The organism is Sphingomonas sp. SORGH_AS_0950, assembly GCF_030818415.1.
Classification (GTDB): domain Bacteria; phylum Pseudomonadota; class Alphaproteobacteria; order Sphingomonadales; family Sphingomonadaceae; genus Sphingomonas.
Genome location: NZ_JAUTAE010000001.1, coordinates 4,017,536 through 4,041,478, shown reverse-complemented (window position 1 = coordinate 4,041,478; position 23,943 = coordinate 4,017,536). Strand labels below are relative to the sequence as shown.

General features: G+C 66.1%; 23 protein-coding genes and 1 pseudogene. 12 read left to right on the top strand and 12 right to left on the bottom strand.

What is annotated here, in order from left to right:
- Positions 1-4: 4 nt before the first annotated feature.
- Positions 5-769, bottom strand: coding sequence for a hypothetical protein (locus QE385_RS18330; protein ID WP_307104338.1), 765 nt, complete (start codon positions 767-769; stop codon positions 5-7).
- A gap of 49 nt (positions 770-818) precedes the next feature.
- Entirely contained in the window at positions 819-2,996 is a 2,178-nt protein-coding gene (locus tag QE385_RS18325; protein WP_307104336.1) for an ATP-binding cassette domain-containing protein, read from the bottom strand.
- A 296-nt stretch (positions 2,997-3,292) separates the two neighbouring features.
- On the opposite strand from QE385_RS18325, the gene QE385_RS18320 reads away from it, so the two are divergent.
- The 10 genes from QE385_RS18320 (at position 3,293) to QE385_RS18275 (ending at position 12,784) form a co-directional block, all read left to right on the top strand.
- A complete protein-coding gene (locus QE385_RS18320) occupies positions 3,293-4,510 on the top strand; it encodes an HlyD family type I secretion periplasmic adaptor subunit (RefSeq protein ID WP_307104822.1) in 1,218 nt (405 codons plus the stop codon).
- 40 nt (positions 4,511-4,550) lie between these two features.
- Positions 4,551-6,002, top strand: coding sequence for a TolC family protein (locus QE385_RS18315; RefSeq protein WP_307104334.1), 1,452 nt, complete (start codon positions 4,551-4,553; stop codon positions 6,000-6,002).
- Positions 6,003-6,182: 180 nt separating this feature from the next.
- A complete protein-coding gene (locus QE385_RS18310; RefSeq protein WP_307104332.1) occupies positions 6,183-6,608 on the top strand; it encodes a DUF983 domain-containing protein in 426 nt (141 codons plus the stop codon).
- Positions 6,586-6,924, top strand: coding sequence for a hypothetical protein (locus QE385_RS18305; protein ID WP_307104330.1), 339 nt, complete (start codon positions 6,586-6,588; stop codon positions 6,922-6,924). Before QE385_RS18310 ends, QE385_RS18305 begins: the two co-directional genes overlap by 23 nt.
- 68 nt (positions 6,925-6,992) lie before the next feature.
- The gene (locus tag QE385_RS18300) at positions 6,993-8,393 is read left to right on the top strand and encodes a PLP-dependent aminotransferase family protein (protein ID WP_307104328.1); all 1,401 of its coding nucleotides are present in this window, start codon (positions 6,993-6,995) and stop codon (positions 8,391-8,393) included.
- Positions 8,394-8,515: 122 nt separating this feature from the next.
- Complete coding sequence (locus QE385_RS18295; RefSeq protein WP_307104326.1) at positions 8,516-9,907, top strand: cytochrome ubiquinol oxidase subunit I; 1,392 nt, start codon at positions 8,516-8,518, stop codon at positions 9,905-9,907.
- A 6-nt stretch (positions 9,908-9,913) separates the two neighbouring features.
- A complete protein-coding gene (gene cydB / locus QE385_RS18290) occupies positions 9,914-10,921 on the top strand; it encodes a cytochrome d ubiquinol oxidase subunit II (protein WP_307104324.1) in 1,008 nt (335 codons plus the stop codon).
- Positions 10,921-11,043 carry a DUF2474 domain-containing protein gene (locus QE385_RS18285; protein ID WP_307104322.1) on the top strand — a complete coding sequence of 41 codons (123 nt, stop codon included), beginning with the start codon at positions 10,921-10,923 and terminating at the stop codon, positions 11,041-11,043. Before cydB ends, QE385_RS18285 begins: the two co-directional genes overlap by 1 nt.
- A 75-nt stretch (positions 11,044-11,118) precedes the next feature.
- Entirely contained in the window at positions 11,119-11,751 is a 633-nt protein-coding gene (locus QE385_RS18280) for a 2-dehydro-3-deoxy-6-phosphogalactonate aldolase (RefSeq protein ID WP_307104320.1), read from the top strand.
- Between the two features lie 4 nt (positions 11,752-11,755).
- Positions 11,756-12,784 carry a fatty acid desaturase gene (locus tag QE385_RS18275; protein ID WP_307104318.1) on the top strand — a complete coding sequence of 343 codons (1,029 nt, stop codon included), beginning with the start codon at positions 11,756-11,758 and terminating at the stop codon, positions 12,782-12,784.
- A gap of 6 nt (positions 12,785-12,790) precedes the next feature.
- Here QE385_RS18275 and QE385_RS18270 read toward each other — a convergent pair whose 3' ends face one another.
- On the bottom strand, positions 12,791-13,690 hold the full coding sequence (locus QE385_RS18270; RefSeq protein ID WP_307104316.1) for a LysR family transcriptional regulator: 900 nt from the start codon (positions 13,688-13,690) through the stop codon (positions 12,791-12,793).
- A gap of 124 nt (positions 13,691-13,814) precedes the next feature.
- Here QE385_RS18270 and QE385_RS18265 point away from each other — a divergent pair, with 124 nt between their 5' ends.
- Entirely contained in the window at positions 13,815-14,489 is a 675-nt protein-coding gene (locus tag QE385_RS18265) for a DsbA family protein (RefSeq protein WP_307104315.1), read from the top strand.
- Between the two features lie 24 nt (positions 14,490-14,513).
- Complete coding sequence (locus QE385_RS18260) at positions 14,514-15,122, top strand: NAD(P)-dependent oxidoreductase (protein WP_307104314.1); 609 nt, start codon at positions 14,514-14,516, stop codon at positions 15,120-15,122.
- Positions 15,123-15,373: 251 nt separating this feature from the next.
- Here QE385_RS18260 and QE385_RS18255 read toward each other — a convergent pair whose 3' ends face one another.
- The 9 genes and pseudogenes from QE385_RS18255 to pobA form a co-directional block, all read right to left on the bottom strand.
- Positions 15,374-16,324: a carbon-nitrogen hydrolase family protein gene (locus tag QE385_RS18255; RefSeq protein ID WP_307104312.1), complete on the bottom strand. Its 951-nt coding sequence runs from the start codon at positions 16,322-16,324 to the stop codon at positions 15,374-15,376.
- 85 nt (positions 16,325-16,409) lie between these two features.
- Positions 16,410-17,612, bottom strand: coding sequence for a 3-oxoadipyl-CoA thiolase (gene pcaF / locus QE385_RS18250; RefSeq protein ID WP_307104309.1), 1,203 nt, complete (start codon positions 17,610-17,612; stop codon positions 16,410-16,412).
- Entirely contained in the window at positions 17,612-18,793 is a 1,182-nt protein-coding gene (pcaD, locus tag QE385_RS18245; protein ID WP_307104307.1) for a 3-oxoadipate enol-lactonase, read from the bottom strand. The genes pcaF and pcaD overlap by 1 nt, the downstream gene beginning before the upstream one ends.
- Position 18,794: 1 nt before the next feature.
- Entirely contained in the window at positions 18,795-19,895 is a 1,101-nt protein-coding gene (locus tag QE385_RS18240; protein ID WP_307104305.1) for a lyase family protein, read from the bottom strand.
- Between the two features lie 38 nt (positions 19,896-19,933).
- On the bottom strand, positions 19,934-20,629 hold the full coding sequence (pcaG, locus tag QE385_RS18235) for a protocatechuate 3,4-dioxygenase subunit alpha (protein WP_307104302.1): 696 nt from the start codon (positions 20,627-20,629) through the stop codon (positions 19,934-19,936).
- Complete coding sequence (gene pcaH / locus QE385_RS18230; RefSeq protein ID WP_307104300.1) at positions 20,619-21,326, bottom strand: protocatechuate 3,4-dioxygenase subunit beta; 708 nt, start codon at positions 21,324-21,326, stop codon at positions 20,619-20,621. The genes pcaG and pcaH overlap by 11 nt, the downstream gene beginning before the upstream one ends.
- Entirely contained in the window at positions 21,323-21,961 is a 639-nt protein-coding gene (locus tag QE385_RS18225; RefSeq protein WP_307104297.1) for a 3-oxoacid CoA-transferase subunit B, read from the bottom strand. The genes pcaH and QE385_RS18225 overlap by 4 nt, the downstream gene beginning before the upstream one ends.
- Positions 21,958-22,671 carry a CoA transferase subunit A gene (locus QE385_RS18220; protein WP_307104295.1) on the bottom strand — a complete coding sequence of 238 codons (714 nt, stop codon included), beginning with the start codon at positions 22,669-22,671 and terminating at the stop codon, positions 21,958-21,960. The genes QE385_RS18225 and QE385_RS18220 overlap by 4 nt, the downstream gene beginning before the upstream one ends.
- Positions 22,668-23,856, bottom strand: a pseudogene (gene pobA / locus QE385_RS18215) (4-hydroxybenzoate 3-monooxygenase). The gene QE385_RS18220 and the pseudogene pobA overlap by 4 nt, the downstream one beginning before the upstream one ends.
- Between the last annotated feature and the right edge of the window lie 87 nt (positions 23,857-23,943).

Below are 23,943 nucleotides of genomic sequence, written 5' to 3'. Positions count from 1 at the left end.
CCCCTCAATTCTTGACGACGATGCGGACGGAGTTCGCGTCATCGGACTTGGGGTCCACCACGCGGGTTTCGGTGACGATATCGTCGGGCTTGATACCGGCCTGGATCAGCAGGTTGCGGGTCGCCGCAGCCCGATAATATGCGATCCGCATCGGCTCGGAGATCGCCCCGGTACTGCTGACCAAGGACCAGATCCCATATTTCCGGCCTGGCTGTGCCGCGCCTTTCAGGAAAGACTGCACCTTTGCCGCGTCCTCATCGGTGTATCGAACAGCGTTCGGATCGAAGTCGACCCGCAGGAGCGTCGAGGCGGTGGTGATGCGCATGCCCTTTGTCTCGCTGGGCCGCTCCGTCGACTTGGCAGCGATCCGCATCGTATCGGGCGTATCCCGGGTCAGGATGGACAACTGGTCCTTTCCGTTCGTCGCGGTTTCGGACATCAGCGGAGAGCCGAGCTGGGCGATGGAACTGCCCGAAGCCGCATCGGACGGGGATTGGACAGGCCGCATGCCCTCGACACCCCGGCTGGCCGCCTTGTTCGCAGGATTGCTCGCCGTCGGTGCCGTTTCCCCTGCCACCGCCCGCTGCCCGTTGCTCTGCTGCATCTCATTGATCTTCTGCTGCATGACCTGAACCGTCCGCTTGGACAGTTCCATGACCGCCGCACTCATGATGACCAGCAGAAAGGTCACGACCATGATCACCGCGGTCAGTACGTCCACGAATGCCGGCCAGTGATTGACTTCGCCGTCTTCAGATGCCCCTGCCACGTTACCCCTTTCCCTGATTGTCCGGTTGCTTGCCCGTGAATGGCGCCCTTCACGCGGCGCGTGCGGTCTGACGCTGGCGCAGGTGCGCCAGAAGCTGGTCCCTGGGTTGATCGGCCAGGATGCGTCCGTTCTCCATCCAAAGTACCCGGTCCACGAGGTCGAGCACGGCGAACCGATGGGTGGCGATGACCAATGTCCGGTCGGTGCTGAATTCCCGCAGTCCGCGGATCACGGCCTGTTCCCCATCGATGTCCATCGATGCGGTGGGTTCGTCCAGCAACAGGATGCGAGGGTCGCGCATGAAGGCACGCGCCAATACCACCGCCTGGCGCTGACCACCGGAAAGCCGGCAGCCCCCGCCCCCGACCGTGCGGCTCAGACCTTCCTTCGACTGGGTGACGAACTGATGGACGCCCGAAGTCTTCAGGGCCCGCTCCAGCAATGCCGGATCGGGAGCCGCACGTCCCAGCACGATATTCTCGTAGATCGTATCGTCGAAAAGCGTTGCATCCTGCGTTGCGAAAGCGATGTTTTCGCGCAGGAGAGAGGCCGCATATTGCTCTACGGCATGACCATCGATCAGGAACGCGCCTGAGGTGGGCGCGACCAGGCCCCCTAGCAGTTTGAGCAGCGTGGATTTGCCGGAGCCGGCCAGCCCGATGATCCCGATCTTCTCGCCAGGCGCGATCTCCAGGTTTATGTCATGCAGAACCGGCGCGCTTGTATCGGGATAGGCATAGCCTGCATTCTCAAAGGCCAATTGCCCGACAAAGGGACGGGCCTTGACTGCCATGTCCGACGTTTCGACCTCTGGCTCGAGCGCCAGGAGATTGGCCAGCGCCCCGAATTGCGTCAGACTCTGATAGCCCTTGCCGATGATTCCGATCGCCGACGAGACGAGGCCCATGGCGCGACCCGCCAACATGTTGCAGGCGATCAGCGCACCAGCCGTCATCACCCCGGCGCGGATCTGATAGATGCTGATGACGACGATCCCGATCGTTACCGCCTGGACGATGAAGGCCGAGGCGACCGCCGGAATCTCCTGCCAATGACGGGTGGCCTTGCCATTCATGCCGACATGGTCGGAGAGGATATCCCATCGGCGCAGAAAGCGCCCTTCGGCCTGATTGCTCTTGATCGTATGCAGGCTGCCGACGACGTCCGCGACCAGGTTGCTGCGCGCCTGCACCAATTTGCTGGACCGATGGCTGCCGAACTTCAGTCCATAGGCCGAAGCCAATCCGATCAGGGACATCGCAAGAGCGCCGAATAGCGGCACCACCGCCACCCATCCGCCGATCATCGCAATCAGGGCAAGGAAGGCGAAGAAAAAGGGAATTTCCACGCAGAAGGTGGCCGCCGCATGCGGTGCAAGCATCGCCATCGATTCGATATCGCGAAGCGCCGTCATCAGGCTTCCGACGGTCCAGTTCGACTTGTCGATCCGCGCGTGCAACACCGAGGCCATGGCGCGATGCTGTATGCCCTGACCGACGCGCAGACCGATCGCGTCGATGAAAACCGACCGCGTCTGCTTGAACAGGCATTCGAAGACCAGAATGAGCAGAGCGCCGAAAGAGAGCGCCCACAGGGTATCGACGGCCAGGTTCGGTACCACCCGATCGTAAATGGCCCGCATATATAATGGGATGGCGAAAGCGCACATGTTGAGCAGCAACGCGGCCAGCAACAATTGCGCAAAATTTCGCCGTTCCGACAGGAAACATGAGAACAGCCAAGTGCGGGGATTGGCCCGTATGCGTTCACGCTGGTCGCAGGCCAAACTACCGTTGACGGAATCGACATGGCCCACGATCAGCATCTGATCGGTTGTTGCCGCGGCAACCTCATCGATCGGGACAAGCCGTTCGCCCGTACCGTCAATTATCGTCAATTCTCCGGCGCTGGATCTCGCCCTGGCGACCAGATAGCCGCCATCGATCAGGCAAAGCACCGCAGGCAGATGCGCCTCGGCCAGCTTCCGCACGTTGCGCCGTTCCCATCTGGCATCCAGATCCACGCGCGCACATGCGAACGGTGCGAACCGGGCATCGAGATCACCACCGCTCATCGGCAGAGACGCGCTCAAATCGACAGAGCCGACAGTAATACCCGAATTTTCGGCAATTTTTACAATTGCATCGACCAGTCCAAGCCCAACAAAGCCGTTCAGTTTCGTGCCCCGGAAGCTCGCGCGACTCCGCATCACAGTCGCGATAACCATTTGAAAGTATGACTTTCGCTTCCTCATAACAAGCACGATTCCCTCATTTCATCTCCACATCTACACTCTTTTTATATATTAAGCGTAAATCACAGACAAACAGGATACCGCAAGGGCATATTCGAATAATGCTAAGACACATGACTCGATTTCTGAATGATTTATCATGCTCTATCAGCAGGATATTCCGTGCCGATGGCGGCTTAACGCAGGAAAACCTAAATTTTACAAGGATAGACGGACTTCAACCTTGGAGTGCAAGGATTGAAACTTCCAAGTCTTTCAACATCTTGAAAGTGCTGGCCGTTGCTCTTGCGAGCCTCCTGCTATGGGCGGCGCTGTTCCAGATCGACAAGGTCACGCGTGGCACCGGTCGCGTCCTGCCCTCGATCCAAAACCAGGTGGTCCAGCATTTGGAAGGCGGGATCGTGAAGCAGATTCTGGTTCGCGAAGGACAACGCGTCCGCAAGGGCGATATCCTTCTGCGCCTATCCAACCAGCAATCGAACGCCGAACTCGACAACGCCCAGACCGACGTTGCAGCGAAACATATCAGCATCCTTCGCCTTGAAGCCGAAGCATCCGGCGCAGATCATTTTACTGCGCCGCCCGAACTGGCACGATTGGCTCCTGATATCGCTCGGTCGGAAGAGGCATTCTTTGCGTCGCAGCGCGCCGATATTCAGCAGCAAATCAGCGTATACGACCATCAAATCCAGGGTTTCCGTGCCGACATCGCGAGTTCCACGGCGCGACTGGCCAGCCTTCGCAAAGAAGAGGGCACGGTCGAAACGCAACTGGAGCGGCTGCGGCGTGCCCTGGCATCCGAAGCGGTGTCGGAAAATGCCGTGCTCGAGAAACAGGGCGAATTGCAGCAGGTCCGCACCCGTATCTCCGATACGATCACGTCAATTCCCAAATCCCAGGCCGGGCTTGCGGAGGCGACGGCGAAGCGCGGCGAAGCCTGGACGAAATATCTGTCCGACACCCGCGAAAAAGCCGCGACCCTGAGGCTGGAAATGACCAAGGCCGGGCACGCGCTCAACGCCTTTCAGGATCGCAATTTTCGCGAGGAGGTTCGCGCCCCGACCGACGGCTATGTCAACAAGCTGCTTGTCCAGACCCTGGGCGGCATCGCCAAGCCGGGCGAGCCTCTTGTCGAGATCGTGCCCGTCGACGACGCCGTGATGATCGAAGCGCGCGTTTCGCCGCGCGACCGCGGCAACATCTGGATTGGCCTACCGGCGGTCGTGAAGATCAGCGCGTATGATTCCACCATCTTCGGCGGGCTCGATGCCAGGGTCGAGGATATTTCCGCGGACGCTCTGCAAGATCCCAAGGGCGAGCTTTATTATCGGGTACGACTTCGCGCCGATACGCGCCGGTTCGACAAAACAAAGCCCGTACTGCCAGGCATGACCGCAGAAGTAGACATCCGGTCCGGTCATCAGACGGTGCTCAGCTATATTTTGGGGCCGCTGATCCGCGTGCGGGATGGGGCTTTCCGCGAATAACGATGATCCATCAATCTTTCTTTCCGGGGGGAATGCGACAATGACGAATAAATCCAAGCCGTCGTGGTATGCCGGGAACGGGCTTGTTCTTGGGGTTGCAATTGCGATAGCCGCACAGGCCGGTGGCGCGGAGACACGCTCGCCGACCAAGCAAGGCGGGAGGCGCAGCGCCGCCCTCGCCCCCACGCCCACCGTTCAGCCTGATGCTCAGCCGAGTGCCGTAGCGAAGGAGTCGCTCCGTGACGCCATCGTCGCGTCGCTCAAGCAGAACCCAGATATCCAGATCGCCCTCGCGCAGCAGGACGACGCAAAATATGGCGTGAACGAAGCACGCGCGGCATATCTTCCCCGGGTCGACATGACATTGGCCAGCGGTCCCGAATATGTCCAACCGAATGCGGCCAGCGACTCGCTGCTCCAGCGACGCGAGGGCGTGCTGAATATTCATCAGAACCTATGGGACTTCGGTGTCACGATCAATGACATCAAGCGCGCGAACGCCGCTTATGCCAGTGCGCGGTGGGGCACGCGCAAGAAGATCGAACAGATATCGTTCGAAATATCATCCGCCTATCTCGGCGTTCTGGAAAAGCAGAAGCTTGTCGACCTGATCGGCGAGGAGATCGAGACGCAAGCGAAAATGTCCAAGATGATCGCGGTGCAGAAGGATCTGGGGCTCACGACCAGCGCGGATGTCAGCCGCGCGCAGGTCCGACAGGACAATCTTCAACAGTTGCTGCTCGACGCGCAGAGTCAGCTTCAACAGCAGCGCGAAGCCTATCGCCGTTTGACAGGGCGCCTTCCCGACCGGGCGACCGATCTGCCACCCGTCGACTCGGCCCTGCCGCCCAACCCCGATTCCGCCGTCGATGTGATCGAACAGCGAAATCCCGATCTGGCGCAGGCGAGCCAGGATCGCCGCTCGATCGAGCGTCAGCTTGCCAGTCAAAAAGGCAATTTCTTCCCGCGCATCGGCCTCGATCTCCAGGGCAACCATCGCTACGAGGTGCTGGGTCGCACGGGACGCGCCGACGATGCTCGCGCCGTCGTCACGATCAGCTACAATCTGCTCAACGGTGGCGCGGACATGGCGCTGAAACGCAGGATCGAAGCAAGGCTGCGCGAGGCGGATTACCAGTTGCTGAAAGTTCGGCGTGACGTCGAACAGGATCTGAGAGTCGATTTCCAGTCGCTCAAGGCAGCCAATGAGAAAATGGCCACGATCGAATCGCAGATCGATGCTGCTCAAAAGGTGGTAACGCTCTACCGCGAACAGTTTCGATCCGGTCAGCGGTCCGTGTTCGATCTGCTCGATAGCCAGCAGGCGTTATTCCAAGCGAAGCAGAACCAGCTTTCGAACTATACGCAGAAGCAGGTCAGCGGCCTCCGGGTATTGCAGAAAATGGCAGAATTGTTCCGCTTTGTAGGAGGAGGCGAACCGCCGCCGCTGAGCACCCCCGCACCCATTATCGTCGGCGTGCCGGCGCGTTAGGGCCAGGGTTTATGATTTGCACCCACTTGGCGATGGCGTCCCGATAATCTCAAGGGGCGATCGCCAAGTGGATGCAGGTCCCGTTCGCCCCCTTGGGAAATCCGTCCAACCATACATAAGATTCGACAAACCATACATAATGCATTATGCATGGATAAACGACCATGCGATGGTGCTCCTATGCCTGCAAATATCCTTTCCGACGGCTTTCGCCGGATTTTGAAGAGTGGCTGGAAGGGGCTCTGCCCCCGATGCGGCAAGGGCAGGATGTTCGCGTCCTGGTTGAAGCTCGCGCCCCAATGCGAATGCTGCGGCCTGAACTATCGCTTTGCCGCCCCCGATGACGGGCCGGCCTTCTTCTCGCTGTGCATCGTCGCGTTCCCGCTGACCTTCGTGGTGGTGTGGATACAGGTCGCCTATAGCCCGCCCTGGTGGGTCCATCTGCTGACATCCATGCCGCTGATGCTGCTCGGCTGCCTCCTGCCGCTGCGTCCGATCAAGGGGTGGCTGGTCGCGTCGCAATATGTGAACCGGTCGGTGGAAGCAGGCACCGAAGCGCTTTGGAACCGGATGGATGGACGGGATGACAACCGCTTCGGCGACTGACCGGGTGACCGGCGAATTGCGGGAGGAGGCCCGCCGCGCGGCGGCGCAACTGCTGGAAAGCCTCGGTCGGCACGAGGATGCGAGGATCATCCGGGCGGGCGGCGGAGACGATTTCCCGGAAGTCCGCGTCGCGCTTCTTGCGCTCTGCGGCATGGCCGCAAAGGTCCAGCGGCTGGAACGCGCCCTGCGATGCTATGCCGACGAAACCCTGTGGGAAGCGCACCCGCATAGCGAACCGCTGGCCGTGCATGACGGGGGCGCCATGGCTCGCGCCGCGCTGGCGGGCCGTGAGGCGTTCGAGCTGCACCGCGACTGACCGGACAAAATATCCAGCCCATGAATTATGCATGGACATTGCATGGATATAGAAATAGGGAAACCCCCATGCAAAGCTGGACACCCGATATCGATTCGTCATCCGGACCCAAATATCTGGCGATTGCGGACGCACTGGCGCGCGATATCGAGGCCGGAATGCTGGGACCGGGGGATCGCCTGCCGCCGCAACGCGCGCTGGCGGAGACGCTGGGGGTCGACCTGACGACGGTGACGCGGGCCTATGGCGAGGCGCAGCGGCTCGGGCTGATCGAGGGGGATGGCCGCCGGGGCAGCTTCGTGCGCGAACAGCCCGTCCGATCCGCCGCACCCGACATGGCGCGGCCTCCTTTGGTCGAGCGGATCGATCCGGGCATGAATGCGCCGCCCGAACTCCCCGGTGGAGAGCTGGTCGATGCCTTTCGCCAGACGACCGCCGCCCTGCTCGGCGGGCCGGACGGCGGCGCGCTGTTCCAGTATCAGCCGACCGGCGGCCTGCCGTCGCTGCGCGAAGCCGGGGCGGCGTTGCTGCGGCGGCGCGGCATCGCCACGCAGGAGGACATGGTCCTGCTCGCCGCCGGTGGCCAACAGGCGCTGCATGCGTTTTTCGGGGCCGAGTTGGCGGCGGGCGATCGCGTGGCGGTGGCGCCGTTCGCCTATCCGGGCCTCCTGGCTCTGGCGCGGCGCTACGGCGTGCTGCTCCAGCCGGTTTCGGTGGATGCCCAGGGGATGCTCCCCGACGCGCTGGACGCCGCCTGCCGCGCGGGAACGATACGCGCCGTCTATATCGTGCCGACCAACGACAATCCGACGACCGCGACCATGGGCCTGGATCGTCGCCGCGCCATCGCCGAGGTGGCGGAGCGGCACGGGCTGATGGTGATCGAGGACGACGCCTATGGACTGCTGCCGGAACGGCCGCTCGCGCCGATCGCATCCTTCGCCCCCGACCGGACATGGCATATCGCCAGCGTGTCGAAAATCCTGTCGCCGGGCCTGCGCGTCGCCTGGCTGCATGTGCCCGACATCGCCAAGGCCTGGCGACTGGCGGCGGACATGCACGAAACCGCGATCATGGCCCCGCCCCTCAATGCCGCGGCGGTCGCGGACTGGGCGGGCGGCGACACCTTCGCGCGCCTGGTGGCGGCGGTGCGAAGGGAGGCGCAGGCCCGCCAGGCGATGGTGCGCAAATGCCTGCCCAAGGGGAGCTATCATATGCAGGACGAAGGCTATCATCTTTGGGTTCCGCTGCCCGCCGATGCGGACGCCGGATCGATCGCGCAGACGGTCCGTCCGCATGGCCTGTCGGCCATCCCCGGCGAGGCCTTTGCGGTCGATCGTTCGGCGGTGTCCTCGGCGCTGCGGGTGTCGATCGGCGGGATGCTGTCCCACGACCGGCTGGAGCGAGGCTTGCGGTTGCTCGGTGCGATGATCGCGCCGGACGCCACGCGAAAGATATCGCTGATCTGAGTTGATTTGATCCGATCCGGTCCGCCGGACCGAACGCACCGACGCATTTTCTTTGCCGCGTGGCGAAAGCCATGCCGTGTTGTCACGCGCCCCGACGGCGCGCCCGAGACAAGGAGTTCGCCATGGGTGACCAAGCCCTGTTACTGGCCCGTGCGCAATTCGCGTTCACGGTTTCCTTCCACTTCATATTCCCGGCCTTTTCGATCGGGCTGGCCAGTTTCCTGATGGTGCTGGAGGGGCTTTGGCTGCGGACCGGACGCGGCGTCTATGCCAATCTCTATCGCTATTGGCTGAAGATCTTCGCCGTGGCCTTCGGCATGGGCGTGGTGTCGGGCATCGTCATGTCCTACCAGTTCGGCACCAACTGGTCGGTCTTCTCCGAAAAGGCGGGGCCCATCGTCGGCCCGCTCATGGCCTATGAAGTGCTGACCGCCTTCTTCCTGGAGGCGGGGTTCCTGGGCGTCATGCTGTTCGGCATCACCAAGGTCGGGCCGCGGCTCCATTTCTTCGCGACCTGCATGGTGGCGCTCGGCACCTTCATTTCCGCCACCTGGATCATCAGCACCAACAGCTGGATGCACACCCCGACCGGGTTCGCGATCAACGCGCAGGGGCAGTTCGTCCCCGCCGGGTCGTGGCTTCCGATCATCTTCAACCCCAGCTTCCCCTATCGCCTGCTGCACGTCGTCATCGCCGCCTATCTCACCACCTCGCTTGTCGTCGGCGCGGTGGGCGGGTGGCACCTGTTGAAGGACCGGACCAATCCGGGCGCGCGCAAGATGTTCTCGATGGCGATGTGGATGGTCGCGATCGCCGCCCCCGCCCAGATCCTGGCGGGCGACGCGCACGGGCTGAACACGCTGGAGCATCAGCCGGCCAAGATCATGGCGATGGAGGGGCATTATGACAGCCATCCCGACGGCGCGCCGCTGATCCTGTTCGGCATTCCGAACCCGGCCACGAAGCATATCGACTATGCGATAGAGGTGCCCAAGGCGTCCTCGCTCGTCCTGAAGCACGATCTTAATGCGCCGCTCGCCGGTCTGGACACCGTCGCCGACGACCGCGAGCCGCCCGTGGCGATCCTGTTCTGGTCGTTTCGCGTGATGGTCGGGCTGGGCATGGTCATGCTGTTGCTGGGGCTGGCGAGCCTGGCGGCCCGGTTCCGTCGCAAGCTCTATGACTGGACGCCGCTGCACCGCCTCGCGATCGCCATGGGGCCGTCCGGCTTCGTCGCGGTGATCGCGGGCTGGATCACGACCGAAGTCGGCCGCCAGCCCTTCACCGTCTATGGCTATCTGCTGACCGCCCAGTCGCATTCGCCGCTCAGGGCATCGGCGGTCGCGACGTCGCTGCTGACCTTCGTGGTCGTGTATTTCGTCGTCTTCGGGGCGGGCACCTATTACCTGCTCCGCCTGATGGCCAAGCCGCCGGAGGCGCACGAGACCGAGCCCGCCTCCACCCCGCAACGCGCGGCGGGCATCACCCCCGCCCCTGCGCTCGACAAGGAGTGACCGGCAATGTTCTACGATTATGATCTCGCCACCATCTGGGCGTTCATCATCGCCTTCGCCGTGTTCGCCTATGTCGTCATGGACGGCTTCGACCTGGGCATCGGAATCCTGTTTCCGACGCTGAAGGTCGGCGAAGAGCGCGATCAGGCGATGAATTCGATCGCGCCGGTCTGGGACGGGAACGAGACCTGGCTGGTGCTGGGCGGCGGCGGCCTGATGGCGGCCTTTCCGCTGGCCTATGCGATCATCCTGCCCGCCACCTATCCGCTCGTCATCGCGATGGTGCTCGGCCTGATCTTTCGCGGCGTCGCCTTCGAGTTTCGTTGGCGCGACCCCCGGCACCGGGCCTTTTGGGACGTCGCCTTTTGCGGCGGTTCGGTGGTGGCGACGCTGGCCCAGGGCGTGATGCTGGGCGCGGTGTTGCAGGGCATCCGGGTCGCGGGCCGGGCCTATGCGGGCGGTTCGTTCGACTGGTTGTCGCCGTTCAGCCTGTTGACCGGCATCGCGCTGCTGGCGGGTTACGCCCTGCTGGGCGCGAGCTGGCTGATCGGCAAGACGCATGGCGACGTTCAGGACCATGCGCGCCGCATGGCGTTCCGCCTCGGCATCGCCACGCTCGTCGCCATGGCGGCGGTCAGTGCCGCGACGCCGTTCCTGGCGATCGACTATTGGCACCGCTGGTTCCGGATGCCGGGTGTCCTCTTCACCGCGCAGGTGCCGCTGGCCACGATCGTCTTCGGCTTCATCTTCTTCTGGAGCCTGAAGCGCGGTCGCGAGACATTGCCCTTCCTGGTCACGCTCATCCTGTTCGCGCTGGGCTTTGTCGGCCTGGGCATCAGCATGTTCCCCTATATCGTGCCCCGCGCGCTGACCATCTGGGACACCGCCGCACCGGAGAAGAGCCAGATCTTCATGCTGGTCGGCACCGTCTTCATCCTGCCGATCATCATCACCTACACGGCATGGGCCTATTATGTGTTTCGCGGGAAGACCGTCACCGAGGGCTATCACTGATGGTCGGCCAGCCCCCCGCGCCGCTGTGGCGCCGCCTCGGCTGGATGGCCGCGATCTGGCTGGCGAGCGTGCTGACGCTCGGCATCGTCGCCAGCCTCATCCGCCACTGGCTCCTCCCCTGACCCCGAACGCTGCGACGGAGCGCGTGACATGAACAGCGATACGACCTGGTCGACCACCGATGTGAGGATGGCGGCATGAAGACGCTTTTTTCCGAGATCATGGCGGACCTTCCCCTGGTCGCAATCCTGCGCGGGATCGCACCGGCGGAGGTCGAGGCGATCGGCGACGCGCTGGTCGAGGCGGGCTTCCGGTTGATCGAGGTGCCGCTCACCTCGCCCGATCCATTCGACAGCATCGCGCGTCTGGCCAGGCGATGGGGACAAGGCGCGATCGTCGGCGCGGGGACCGTGCGTCGGATCGACCAGCTCGACCGGCTGATCGAGGCGGGGGGCCGCCTGATGGTCACGCCCCATGGCGATCCCGCGCTGATCGCCGCCGCCTGTGCGCGCGGACTCGTCACCCTGCCCGGCGTCGCCACGCCCACCGAGGCGTTCGCGGCGCTGGACGCCGGGGCCGACGGGCTGAAACTCTATCCGGCGGAGATGATCCCGCCGAGCGCGGTGAAGGCGTTCCGCACGGTGATCGGCCCCGGCGTTCCGCTCTGTCCGACGGGCGGCATCGAGCCCGAGGACCTTGCCCGCTATGTCGCGGCGGGTGCCGATGGCTTCGGGCTGGGCGGCGCGCTCTACCGCCCCGGCGACACGGCCGCGGATGTGGCCGTTCGGGCGGCCGCCTTCGTATCGCGCTGGAAAACGCTTCATGGATGACCCGATGGCGCAGCGCCCCGAGGATCGCGAATTGCTGGCGGCGGCCGCCGCGATCGGCCGCGACCTCATGCGGCCCGATCCGCGCATCTATTGGGCCGACCTGCTGCTGACCGCCATGGTGGCCTATGCCAGCCTTGCGGGCGTGATGCGGCTTCCGTTCGGCGGCGCGACGATCGTCCTGGGCCTGGTCGCCATGCTCGCCTTTTATCGCGGGCTCAGCTTCATCCACGAACTGGCGCATCTTCGCCGGTCGCAGCTTCCGGGGTTCGCCGTCGCCTGGAATCTCCTGTTCGGCATTCCGTTGCTGACCCCGTCCTTCCTCTATGACGACGTCCATGTCCGGCATCATGCCCGACCCATTTATGGCACGACGCGCGACCCGGAATATCTGCCGCTGGCGTCGATGCGGCCGCAGCATCTGGTCCTCTTCCTCGTGGCGGCGGGGTTGGCCCCGCTGGGCCTGCTGATCCGCTTCGGCCTGCTGGCGCCGCTCGGCATCGCCAACGCCCGCCTGCGCCGGGCGACCGTCGCCCGCTATTCCGCGCTGGCGATCAACCCGGCCTTTCGCCGGACCGAGCCGCAAGGACAAGCGCGTCGCGAATGGCTCCGCCTCGAAATCGCGGCCAGCGCATGGGCCATCGCGGTCATCCTGCTGGTCGCCACCGGAACCGTCGGCGTGACACAGGCGGGGCTGGCGCTCCTCCTCGGCTCGGGCCTGGCGGTCATCAACCAGTTCCGCACGCTCGTCGCGCATCTGTGGGAGAATGAGGCGGGCGCGCCGATGAGCCTGACCGCGCAATATCTGGATTCGGTCAATGTGCCGCCCCCCGCGCTGCTGCCCGCGCTCTGGGCGCCGGTCGGTCTTCGCTATCACGCGCTGCATCATCTGTTGCCATCGGTCCCCTATCACGCGCTCGGCACAGCGCATCGGCGGCTGTCGACCCGGCTGGGGCGAACGCCCGAACGCGCGCGTGTCGACCATCGCAACATGCTGGCGCCGCTGCGTGCCATTTTCCGCACCGCAGGCCGCTGAGCCGGGCTAGGCCGATCGCCTGCGCTCGATGTCCGCGAGCACGTCGATGAAATGCCGCACCCGCGCCGACCGGAACCGCGCCTCGGGGAAGACCGCATGGACGCCTCCGTCCGGCAGCGACCATTGGGGAAGCAGATGGACGAGCCGTCCCGCCGCCAGGTCCGCCGCGACCACGAAGTCCGGCAGCACGGCCAGCCCGCACCCGGCCAGGACACAGGCATGGGTGGCGGGCGTCTTGTCCGCCATCACGACGGGCGACCCGGTGCAGCGACGCTCCTCCCCATCCCTGGAAAATGTCCAGTCGAGCGGATGACGCAGCAGCCGGTTGCCGATCCATGGCATCGCCCCAAGCGCGTCCGGCGACAGGGCGTCCACGGCGCGACGCGCCATATCGGGCGTGCAGACCAGCAACTGGCGAAAGCTGCCCAGCCGACGCATCTGCAACCCGCTGTCCGGCAACCAGCCGAGCCGGATGGCGACATCGACCTCCGCATCGATCAGATCGAGGACGGCGTCGTCGAACGTCACCTCGGCCCGGACGGCCGGAAAGCGCGCGAGGAATGCCGCCATGGCGGGCGCGACCACCGCCCGGCCATAATCGCTGGGCGCCGTCACCGTCAGCGTGCCGGTCGGCGTCTCCACCCCCTGCGCCGCCTCGGCGAACGCATCGTCCGCATCGCGCAGGATCGCCATCGCGCGTTCGTGGAAGCGCCGCCCGGCATCGGTCAGGTGCAGCTTGCGCGTGGTGCGCTTGAGCAGCGCGACACGCAGTTCCTCCTCCAGCCGGGCGACCTGATGGCTGACGACCGTCTTGGCGACGCCCAGCCGCTCTGCCGCGCGGGTGAAGGATCCCGTCTCCACCGTCGCGGTGAAATAGCGGAGACGATTGAGATTGGGGGCGTCCATCACATGATTGTCCTGTTTGGACTTACAGTGTGTACGATTTGTACCGATTTATCCAGGTCATCGGACCGCCTATCTCGGTCATCGACAGGGCAGCCCCTTGCTGCCGATCCACAGGACGATGACCATGACCGGCATAGGCGACATGCAGTTCCGCTATTTCTTCGATCCGCTGTGCGGCTGGTGCTATGCCAGCGCGCCCGCCCTCGCCGCGCTCGCCGAGCAGGCGGGCGACCGGCTGGACATGATGCCGTCCGGCCTGTTCGCCGCGCCCCGGCCGACCGCGTCGATCGCGGATCATGCCTGGCACAACGACCAGCGCATCGCGAGCATGACGGGCCAGCCGTTCAGCGAAGCCTATCACCAGCGCGTCCTCCAGGCGCCCAGCGGCGTGTTCGATTCCTCCGCCCTGACCCATGCGCTGGTGGCGCTGGGCGAATGGCAGCATGGCCTGGAGCCACGCTTCCTGCATCAGGCGCAGATCGCTCGCTATGTCGGTGGAGAGGATACGTCCGACGCGATGGTGGTGGCGCAGGTCGCCGCATCGGTGGCGGGCCAGGCCGGGATAACGCTCGACGCCGCGACGCTGGCCGATCGCCTGCGCCATGACGCGGACCTGCATGCCCGGACCGACGCGCGGATCGGCGAGACGCAGCGGGCGATGGCGGCGCTGCGGATCAGCGGGGTGCCGCAACTGGTCGCAACCGTCGGCGGTCGGCAGATCATCGTTCGCGGGGACGATATCTATGCGGGCGGCGATCGCCTGCTCACCGCTTTGGCCGCGCTGGACCGCGCGGCGTAAGTTCACAAGAAGGGACGTAACATCATGAACATCGCCTTGATCGGCGCATCCGGCAATGCCGGTTCGCGCATCCTTGCCGAACTCGTCCGCCGCAATCACATGGTGACCGCGATCGCACGCGACACCGCCAGGATCGCCACCGCTCCGGGCGTCCGCGCGGTCGGTATCGACCTGCACGACGGCGCGGCGCTGGCGGACGTGCTGCGCGGCCATGACGCGGTCATCAGCTCGGTCCATTTCCTCGCCAGCGGCCCCGACGCACTGATCGAGGCGGTGAAGGCATCCGGCGTGCGCCGCTATCTGGTCGTCGGCGGCGCGGGCAGCCTGGAGGTCGCGCCGGGCCAGCGCCTGATCGACAGCCCCGATTTCCCCGCCGCCTATCGCGACGAGGCGCTGGCCGGGGCGGCCTTTCTCGACAAGCTGCGGGGTGAGACGGATCTCGACTGGACGTTCCTGTCGCCCTCGGCGGTCTTCGCCCCCGGCGAGCGGACCGGGACGTTCCGGCTCGGCGGCGACGCGCTCCTGACCAATGCGAACGGCAGCAGCATCTCGTTCGAGGATTATGCGATCGCGCTCGTCGACGAACTGGAGGTTCCGGCCCATATCCGGCGGCGTTTCACCGTCGGCTACTAACGCCGATCGACATTCTGGATCGCTTCTTCTTGCCCTCTCCCCTGGAAAGGGGAGAGGGTTAGCGAAGCTTGCCAGCCTGCTGGCTAGCGTAGCTTGGGTGAGGGGTTGAGCGAGCCCAAAGGCTCGCGCGCTCGCAAGGCGAGCGCCCACCCCTCACCCAGCTCCGACTAAGCCTTTGCTCTCGCAAAGACCAAGTCTGCGCAACCCTCTCCCCTCTGCGAGGGGCGAGGGAAGGAGGGCATCGCCCCGCCTCACGCGGGCGAAGCGCCGTCCTCCGCTTCCACGGAGAGCGCCGACCGGGGCGTTGCATCGACACGCAGCGCGAACACATCCGGCCGAGAATAGTGACCGGCCACGTCGAGATCATATCGCCCGCGCACGACGTCATCCAGGTCGATCGTCGCGGCCAGCACGCCTTCGCGGCCGTGAAGCGGCCCCGCCACGATCTCGCCCATCGGGTTGACGATGATGCTGCCACCCTTGATCAGTTCCGCCGTCGCGTCCTCCCCGGCAAATGCGGCATAGTCCGCAGGCGCGTCGGCGCGGGTCATATATTGGCACGCGCTGAGCAGGAACATGCGTCCCTCATAGGCGATGTGGCGCATCGACGCCTGCCAGATGTCACGCTCGTCCACCGTCGGCGCACACCAGATTTCGACGCCGCGCGCGTACATCGACTGGCGCAACAGCGGCATGTAATTCTCCCAGCATATCGCCGAGCCGATCCGGCCGACCGGCGTCTGGAGGACCGGGATCGTCGAACCATCGCCCTGCCCCCAGACCAGCCTTTCGCTGGCGGTCGGCATCAGCTTGCGATGCTTGCCGATCAGCGCCCCATCGGGCCCGAAGAACAGCGCGGTGCAATAAAGCGTGGCACCATCGCGCTCGATCACGCCCGTCACCAGGTTCGCCTTCATATCGGCCGCGAACCCGCCGATCGTACGGACTTCCGGCCCGTCGATCTCGATCGCCGCGCGCCAGTAGCGCAGATAATCCTCCCGCCCCTCGGCCGTGCGCGATCCGATGCGCGCGCCGAAGTCCAGCCCCTTGGGATAGCCGCCGATATAGGCTTCCGGAAATACCGCGAGCTCGACGCCGTCACGCCTGGCGGCTTCGCAATGGGCGGCCATCCGCTCCAGCGTATGGGGGGTGTCGAACAGGGTCGTTCCAGCCTGCACGACGGCGACGCGATGTTGACGCACGCTATGATCCTCTATCGTCCGGTGTTCTTCAAAACGGGTCCATCGATGCCCCTGGGCCGATGTCCTATAGCAGTTGCGGCCTCGATCAGACTCGCTCGATCATCAAGGCGATCCCCTGCCCCACGCCGATGCACATGAAGGCCATGGCATAGCGGCCGCCGGTGCGATGAAGCTCCTCGACCGCCGTCATCGCGATGCGCGCCCCCGACATGCCGAGCGGATGGCCCAGTGCGATCGCACCGCCATTGCGGTTCACGCGAGGATCGTCGGGCGCGATGTCCAGGTCGCGCAAGGTCGCGATCGCCTGCGCGGCAAAGGCTTCGTTGAGTTCGATCACGTCGATCTGGTCCAGGCCGATCCCGGTGTTCCGGCACAGCTTGCGCGCGGCCTCGATCGGTCCTGCCCCCATGATCCGGGGTGCGATACCCGCCGATGCCAACCCCAGGATACGCGCGCGCGGCGTCAGGCCGTGGCGGACCGCCGCCGCTTCCGAGGCGATCAGCATCGCCGCCGCGCCGTCGTTAAGGCCCGAGGCATTGCCTGCCGTCACCGTGCCGTCGGCGCGGACGACGGGTTTCAGCTTCGCCAGCGCCTCCAGGCTGGTGGCGCGGGGATGTTCGTCCTGCGTGACGACGATCGGCTCCCCCTTTCGCTGGGGGATGGTGACGGGCACGATCTCCACGGCCATGCGACCACTCGCGATCGCCGCCGCCGCCTTTTGCTGACTCGCAAGCGCGAAGGCGTCCTGGTCCTCGCGACCGATCCGCCATTGGTCGGCGACGTTTTCCGCCGTCTGGGGCATGGTGTCGACGCCGTACGCCGCCTTCATCGCCGGATTGACGAAGCGCCAGCCGAGCGTGGTGTCCTCGATCTGCTGGGCCCGGTCGAAGGGGCCCGCCGCCTTGCCCATGACATAGGGTGCGCGGGTCATGCTCTCGACCCCGCCCGCGATCGTCAGTTCGGCATCGCCGCTGCGGATCGCCTGCGCCGCGATGCCGACGGCGTTCAGCCCCGACCCGCACAGCCGGTTGACCGTCCCGCCCGGCACCACCTCCGGCAGACCGGCGAGCAGCACCGCCATGCGCGCAATGTTGCGATTATCCTCGCCCGCCTGATTGGCGCACCCCAGAAGAACGTCGTCCACGCCCTGCCAGTCCACCTTGGCGTTGCGCTCCATCAGCGCACGCAGCGGAATGGCGGCAAGGTCGTCGGCCCGAACGCCCGCCAGCGCGCCGTTCAGCTTGCCGATGGGGGTGCGGATCGCATCGCAGATATAAGCGTCGGGCATCAGGCGTCCTGTTCCAGCATGTCGATGATCTTCTGCGCCTCGGCAAAGCCGGTATTGGCGGCGGGTACGCCCGCATAGATGGCGGCCTGCATCAGCACTTCCTTCAGCTCGTCGCGGGTAAAGCCGCCCTGGGTCAGCCCGGCGCGGACGTGCAGCGCGAATTCCTCCCAGCGCCCCAGTGCGCAGGTGATCGCCAGCACGATCAGGCGGCGGGTCCGATCGTCCAGCCCCGGCCGACCCCAGATCTCGCCCCAGGCGATCCGGGTGATCATCGCCTGGAAATCGGCCGTCAGGGGCGTGCGCTTCGCCAGGCTGCGTTCGACCCATGCATCGCCCAGCACCCGGCGGCGGTTGATTAGCCCCGCCTCGAACAGTGTATCGCTCGCCGCCTCGACCGTTTCGTCGGTGGTCAGGAACCGGCGGAGCGCGGTGGCCAGCGCGGCCGGCGCCTCGATCGGTGGCAGGTGCGCCCCCTCGACCCCGGCATGGCGCGCGCCGGGGATGGTCGCGACCAGATGCTCGCCATGCCCGGCATAGGGGGTGGAGACGTCGCGCATCGCGGTAACGACCAGGGTCGGCACGACCAGCCCCGCAATCCGGTCGATCAGCGCCATGTCGCGGATCGCCGCGCCCGCCCCGGCATAACCCGTATCGGCCTGGCGCGCGATGCCGTCGCGCAGCGTCGCGGCGATGTCGGGATGCTGCGCGGCGAAGTCGGGCGACAGGAAGCGCCCGACCGCCATTTCGGCAATGGCACCGGTGCCCTGGGCCCGTACCATGTCGATCCGCGCGCTCCACGCGGCGGGGTCCATCGTCGCCGAGGTGCAGATCAGCGCCAGCGCCGACACCCGTTCCGGATGGTCGAGCGCCAATTGCATCGCGACCATGCCGCCCAGCGACACGCCCGCCACCGCCGCGGTCCGGATGCCCGCATCGTCCATGATCGCGGCGACATCGGCGGCCAGCATCGCCAGGCTATAGTCGCCGTCCGGGGCATCCGACCCGCCATGCCCGCGCGCATCGATGCGCAGCAGGCGAAAGGCGGGGAGCAGCAACGGCACGGTCCGGTCCCAAAGGCCGATATCCGTGCCGATCGAGTTGAGCAGCACCAGCACCGGACGATCGTCCGCGCCCTCCAGCCGCCAGTGCAGGCGGACGCCGCCGCGTGTCGTGAACGCCATATCAGTTCCCTTCGAACCCCAGCAATTCGGCGATGATGGCCGCGCTTTCGCCCAGGTCGTCGCCCATGCCCGCGCTGGCCAGATTGCGCGCCACCGACACGCCGTCGATGTCCAGACCCTCCGCCACCACCGCCATGGCAGCGGCGCTGCCCGACGCGAGCAGGAACAGCTCGGCCAGGACCGGCCCTTCCGCCTGCCACCCGCCCAGTCCGCGTTCCTGTTCCTGCGGCATCCCCGCCAGCAGCGAAGCGACCAGGCCGGGCGCGCGGATCGCGGCGGACAGCGCGACCTGACAACCGGTCGGATTGCGCTTGTGCGCCATCGCCGAGGAGCCGCCGCGTCCGGCGATCGCGGGCTCCCGCGCCTCGCCGACGCCGTTCTGCGCCAGCAGCGACACGTCGCGGGCCAGCTTGCCCAGCGCGCCGATCAGGATGCCGATCGACGCGCCGATCGACGCCACGCCCGTCCGCCGCGCATGCCAGGGCGCCCCCGCCATCAGCCCCAGGGCCTGCGCCATATGCGCCGCGACCGCCGCACCCTGCCCGCCCGATCCGGCGCGCGTTCCCGCCGCGCCGCCGAACTGGATGAGGGCATGGCGTTCCACGGCCTCTTCCAGTTGATCGAGCGCCTCGTCGATCCCCGCCGCAGCCTGCGCCAGCCGCAGGCCGAAGGCGACCGGGATCGCGTCCTGCAGCAGCGTGCGCCCGATCGCCGGGGTCGCACGATGCGTCGCCGCGAGGGCCGCCAGGGCCGCGACCATCCGGCGGCCATCGCGCGCGACCAGGGGAAGCGCGGCGCGGACCTGCATCATCATCACGCTGTCCGCCACATCCTGGCTGGTCGCGCCGCGATGCAGCGCCCTGCGCGGCTCGCCCGACAGCGCGCCGCGCAGATGTTCGACCAACGGGATGGCCAACGTTCCCGCCAGGGCCGCCGCATCCGCCAGCACGGTCGGGTCGATCCGGGCCTGGGAGACACCCTTGGCGATGGCCTCCGCCACTGCTGCCGGGATCAGCCCATGGGCGGCCTGCGCCTGTGCCAGCGCCACCTCGAAGGCGCAGGCATGGGCGATGGTCGCCGCATCGTCGAATATCGCGATCATGTCCGGCGTCGCGGCCGGGCGGAGGGGCAACAGGCTGGTCACAGGTCGAACATCACCGTTTCGCGTTCCCCCTGCAGGACGAGGTCGAGCGACCAGACGCCCGGCGCGCCCTGCACCGCGATCAGGGTGGCGCGACGCTCCGGCGGGACGAGCGCGAGGACCGGATCGGTGTCGTTGCCGTCCGCCCCCTCGAAGTAGATGCGGGTTGCCAGCCGCCTGAGCAGCCCGCGCGCGAAGATCGACACCGCCAGATGCGGCGCCTGAAGGCCATTGGCCGGTCCCGGCACCCGGCCGGGCATGATCGTGCGGAAACGGAAGCGGCCCTCCTCATCGGTCGCGGACCGACCGAAGCCGACGAAATGCGGATCGATCGGCACCTCCTGCCGGGTATCGTCCCTGCTGCGATAGCGACCCGCCGCATTGGCCTGCCATATCTCGACCATCGCATCGGGCACCACGGCGCCCTGTCCGTCGAGCACGCGGCCGGTGACCTCGATGACCTGCCCCTCGGGCGTGCCGGTCGGCGCGGACAGGTTCAGCACATAATGCGCCTCGGGCATCAGTTCGGGCCGCGCGCCCATGTCGGACCGGCCGACCAGGTCCGCGCCGCCCCGCCAGGGCAAGCCGTAGTGGAAGAACGGCCCGACCGTCTGGCTGGGCGTCTGGCCGAACAGCGCCGGGTCCTGATTGTCGGCGCGCGCTTCGGGGCGTAGGTCGGCGGGATCAATGGTCATGATGATCCTCCTCGAAGGGCGTCTGCTCGCGCCCCTTCAGCACCACGTCGAAGCGATAGCCGAGCGCCCAGTTGGGCTCGGTCACATCCATGTCCAGCCGCGCGACCAGCCGCTGGCGGTAGGGCATCGGCACCGCATTGGCGATCGGATCGATCTCGATCAGCGGGTCGTCGGGAAAATAGAGCTGCGTCACCAGCCGCGTCGCAAAGGCGGGGCCCAGCAGCGAGAGATGGATATGCGCGGGCCGCCAGGCATTGCGGTGGTTGCCCCAGGGATAGGCGCCGGGTCGCACCGTCACGAAGCGATACCGTCCCTCCGCATCGGTCACCACCCGTCCCGCGCCGGTAAAATTGGGGTCGTGCGGCGCGTCCCACTGGTCCTTGGCATGGATATAGCGTCCGGCGGCATTGGCCTGCCAGATTTCCATGACTGTATCGGGCACCGGGCGCCCCTGTTCGTCCAGCACGCGGCCCGCGACGATGATCCGCTGGCCCAAAGGCTCGGCCTTGTGCTGCTTCGTCAGGTCGGCGAGCGCCGATCCCATCAGCCGGTCCCAGCAGCCGCCAGGCCCGGTCGTCTCGGTCAGCGTCGGCGGGATTGCGATCGGCGGCCGAAGCGGTGCCCGCGTCGCCGTGGAGCGATAGTCGGGCACCAGCAGCGGCGGCGCGCCCGCATCGTCCCTGCTATAGCCGATCATGCCGGCTGCTCCGCGAAGGGCGCACCCGTCTTGGCGCGCACCTCGTCCAGCGTCACGCCGGGCGCCAGTTCGATCAGCCGCAACCCCGGCTTGTCGCACGCCATCACGCACAGGTCGGTGACGATCAGGTCGACACAGGCCTTGCCGGTCAGCGGCAAGGTGCATTCGGGCAGGATCTTGGGGGTCCCGGACTTGCTGGCATGGTCCATCACCACGACGATGCGCTTGACGCCCGCGACCAGGTCCATCGCGCCGCCCATGCCCTTCACCATCTTGCCCGGAATCGTCCAGTTGGCGATGTCGCCGCCCGCCGACACCTCCATCGCGCCCAGCACCGCCATGTCGATATGGCCGCCCCGGATCATCGCGAAGCTGTCCGCGCTGGAAAAGAAGCTGGAAGTCGGCAGCGTCGTGACCGTCTGCTTGCCCGCATTGATGAGGTCCGGGTCCGCCTCGCCCTCATAGGGAAATGGCCCGATGCCCAGCAGGCCGTTTTCCGACTGAAGCGTGACGTCGATCCCGGCCGGAACATGATTTGCGACCAAAGTCGGGATGCCGATGCCCAAATTGACGTAGAAGCCGTCCTGCAGCTCGCGCGCGGCGCGCGCCGCCATCTCGTCGCGGGCCCAGCTCATGCCGCATCCTCCCGTGCGCGGGTCGTCAGCTTCTCGATCCGCTTCTCGTTGATGGTGGAGCGGACGATCCGGTCAACGAAAATGCCGGGCGTGTGGATGCAGTCGGGGTCGAGCGCGCCCGCTTCGACGATCTCCTCCACCTCGACCACGGTCACCTTTCCGGCGGTCGCCATGTTCGGGTTGAAGTTGCGCGCGGTCTTGCGGAACATGAGGTTGCCGGCCGGGTCCGCCTTCCACGCCTTGATGATCGACAGGTCGGCGCGCAGCCAGGTTTCGCGGACATAATCCTGCCCGTCGAACGTCTCGACCGGCTTGCCCTCGGCCACCACCGTACCGACGCCGGTCTTGGTGTAGAAGGCCGGAATGCCCGCGCCGCCAGCGCGGATACGCTCGGCCAGCGTGCCTTGCGGGTTCAGCTCCAGCTCCAGTTCGCCCGAAAGATATTGCTGCTCGAACAGCTTGTTCTCGCCGACATAGCTGGAGATCATCTTGGCGACCTGTCGGCTTTCCAGCAGCATCCACAGGCCGAAGCCGTCCGCGCCCGCATTGTTGGAAATGACGGTCAGGCCCGTCACCCCGCTCGCGCGGACCTCCGGGATCAGGCTTTCGGGATTGCCCGACAGGCCGAAGCCGCCCGACATGATCGTCATGCCGTCGAACAGCAGCCCGGCCAGCGCAGCCGCGGGGCTGTCATAGATCTTGCTCTTCATGCCATCTCCAGGGGCAGGCCCACATAATTTTCGGCGAGCGTCCGCTGCGCGGCGGGCGAACCGCGCAGATATTCCAGCTCGGCCATCTGGATGCGCCGGTCGAAGCCATCCATCGTCGGGAAACGGTGGGTCACCGAGGTGAACCACCAGGAAAAGCGCTCCGCCTTCCACACCCGCGCCAGCGCACGGGCCGAATAATGGTCGATCCCCGCATCCGACCGTTCGTGATAATGTTCGGTCAGCGCACGACCCAGCATCGTCACGTCGGACACCGCCAGGTTCATGCCCTTGGCCCCCGTCGGCGGCACGATATGCGCCGCGTCCCCGGCCAGGAACAGCCGCCCCCAGCGCATCGGCTCGGCGACGAACGAGCGGAGCGGCGCGATCGCCTTTTCGAAGCAGGTGCCGCGCGTCACCCTGGCCGCCATGTCCGGGCCGAGGCGGACGCAAAGCTCGTCCCAGAAGCGATCGTCGGACCATTGCGCCAGATCCTCGTCCAGCGCGCACTGGACATAATAGCGGCTGCGCGTCGACGAGCGCATCGACGCCAGCGCGAAGCCGCGTTCGTGATTGGCATAGATGAGTTCGTGATCGGCGGGCGGCACATCGGCCAGCACCCCCAGCCAGCCAAAGGGATAGACCCGCTCGAACACCCGCAGGACGTCGGCCGGGATGGCCGCGCGACTGATGCCGTGAAAGCCGTCGCAGCCGACCACGAAGTCGCAATCGAGCCGGTGTTCCGCGCCATCCTGCCGCCAGGTCACGCTCGGCCGATCGCCGTCCAGGGCCGGACAGGGTGACGTCCGCCGCGTTCCAGACGATCGACACGCCGCGATCCTCGGCGGCGTCGAACAGGTCGCGCATCACCTCCTGCTGGCCATAGACGGTGACGGTCGATCCGCCCGTCAGCGCCGCCATGTCGATGCGGAAGACCTCGCCGTCGAGCGCCAGATTGGTGCCGCCATGGACCAGCCCCTCGCGCTCCAGCCGCGCCGACAGGCCCAGCCGCCGCATCAGCGCGACCGTCCCCTGTTCCAGCACGCCCGCGCGCACCCGTCCCTCGACATAGGGCCGGTCGCGTCGTTCGATCACGACGGCGTCGATCCCTTCGGCGTGGAGCAGATGGGCCAGGAACATGCCCGCCGGTCCCGCCCCGATTATCGCCACCTGTGTCCGGTGCCTCATATCCATCCTCTCGACTGTCGGCCTGTCCGCCGACTTGTGCCGATCATGCGCTTTGCGATGGCGGCGTGCGATGGACGGGGCGCGCAA

Bases quoted from the DNA above. Each gene is read 5' to 3' on its own strand.
- QE385_RS18325 (WP_307104336.1), bottom strand. From the start codon at position 2,996: ATGGTTATCGCGACTGTGATGCGGAGTCGCGCGAGCTTCCGGGGCACG.
- QE385_RS18315 (WP_307104334.1), top strand. From the start codon at position 4,551: ATGACGAATAAATCCAAGCCGTCGTGGTATGCCGGGAACGGGCTTGTT.
- QE385_RS18310 (WP_307104332.1), top strand. From the start codon at position 6,183: ATGCCTGCAAATATCCTTTCCGACGGCTTTCGCCGGATTTTGAAGAGT.
- QE385_RS18305 (WP_307104330.1), top strand. From the start codon at position 6,586: ATGACAACCGCTTCGGCGACTGACCGGGTGACCGGCGAATTGCGGGAG.
- QE385_RS18300 (WP_307104328.1), top strand. From the start codon at position 6,993: ATGCAAAGCTGGACACCCGATATCGATTCGTCATCCGGACCCAAATAT.
- QE385_RS18295 (WP_307104326.1), top strand. From the start codon at position 8,516: ATGGGTGACCAAGCCCTGTTACTGGCCCGTGCGCAATTCGCGTTCACG.
- cydB (WP_307104324.1), top strand. From the start codon at position 9,914: ATGTTCTACGATTATGATCTCGCCACCATCTGGGCGTTCATCATCGCC.
- QE385_RS18285 (WP_307104322.1), top strand. From the start codon at position 10,921: ATGGTCGGCCAGCCCCCCGCGCCGCTGTGGCGCCGCCTCGGCTGGATG.
- QE385_RS18280 (WP_307104320.1), top strand. From the start codon at position 11,119: ATGAAGACGCTTTTTTCCGAGATCATGGCGGACCTTCCCCTGGTCGCA.
- QE385_RS18275 (WP_307104318.1), top strand. From the start codon at position 11,756: ATGGCGCAGCGCCCCGAGGATCGCGAATTGCTGGCGGCGGCCGCCGCG.
- QE385_RS18270 (WP_307104316.1), bottom strand. From the start codon at position 13,690: ATGGACGCCCCCAATCTCAATCGTCTCCGCTATTTCACCGCGACGGTG.
- QE385_RS18265 (WP_307104315.1), top strand. From the start codon at position 13,815: ATGACCGGCATAGGCGACATGCAGTTCCGCTATTTCTTCGATCCGCTG.
- QE385_RS18260 (WP_307104314.1), top strand. From the start codon at position 14,514: ATGAACATCGCCTTGATCGGCGCATCCGGCAATGCCGGTTCGCGCATC.
- pcaF (WP_307104309.1), bottom strand. From the start codon at position 17,612: ATGCCCGACGCTTATATCTGCGATGCGATCCGCACCCCCATCGGCAAG.
- pcaD (WP_307104307.1), bottom strand. From the start codon at position 18,793: ATGGCGTTCACGACACGCGGCGGCGTCCGCCTGCACTGGCGGCTGGAG.
- QE385_RS18240 (WP_307104305.1), bottom strand. From the start codon at position 19,895: ATGATCGCGATATTCGACGATGCGGCGACCATCGCCCATGCCTGCGCC.
- pcaG (WP_307104302.1), bottom strand. From the start codon at position 20,629: ATGACCATTGATCCCGCCGACCTACGCCCCGAAGCGCGCGCCGACAAT.
- pcaH (WP_307104300.1), bottom strand. From the start codon at position 21,326: ATGATCGGCTATAGCAGGGACGATGCGGGCGCGCCGCCGCTGCTGGTG.
- QE385_RS18225 (WP_307104297.1), bottom strand. From the start codon at position 21,961: ATGAGCTGGGCCCGCGACGAGATGGCGGCGCGCGCCGCGCGCGAGCTG.
- QE385_RS18220 (WP_307104295.1), bottom strand. From the start codon at position 22,671: ATGAAGAGCAAGATCTATGACAGCCCCGCGGCTGCGCTGGCCGGGCTG.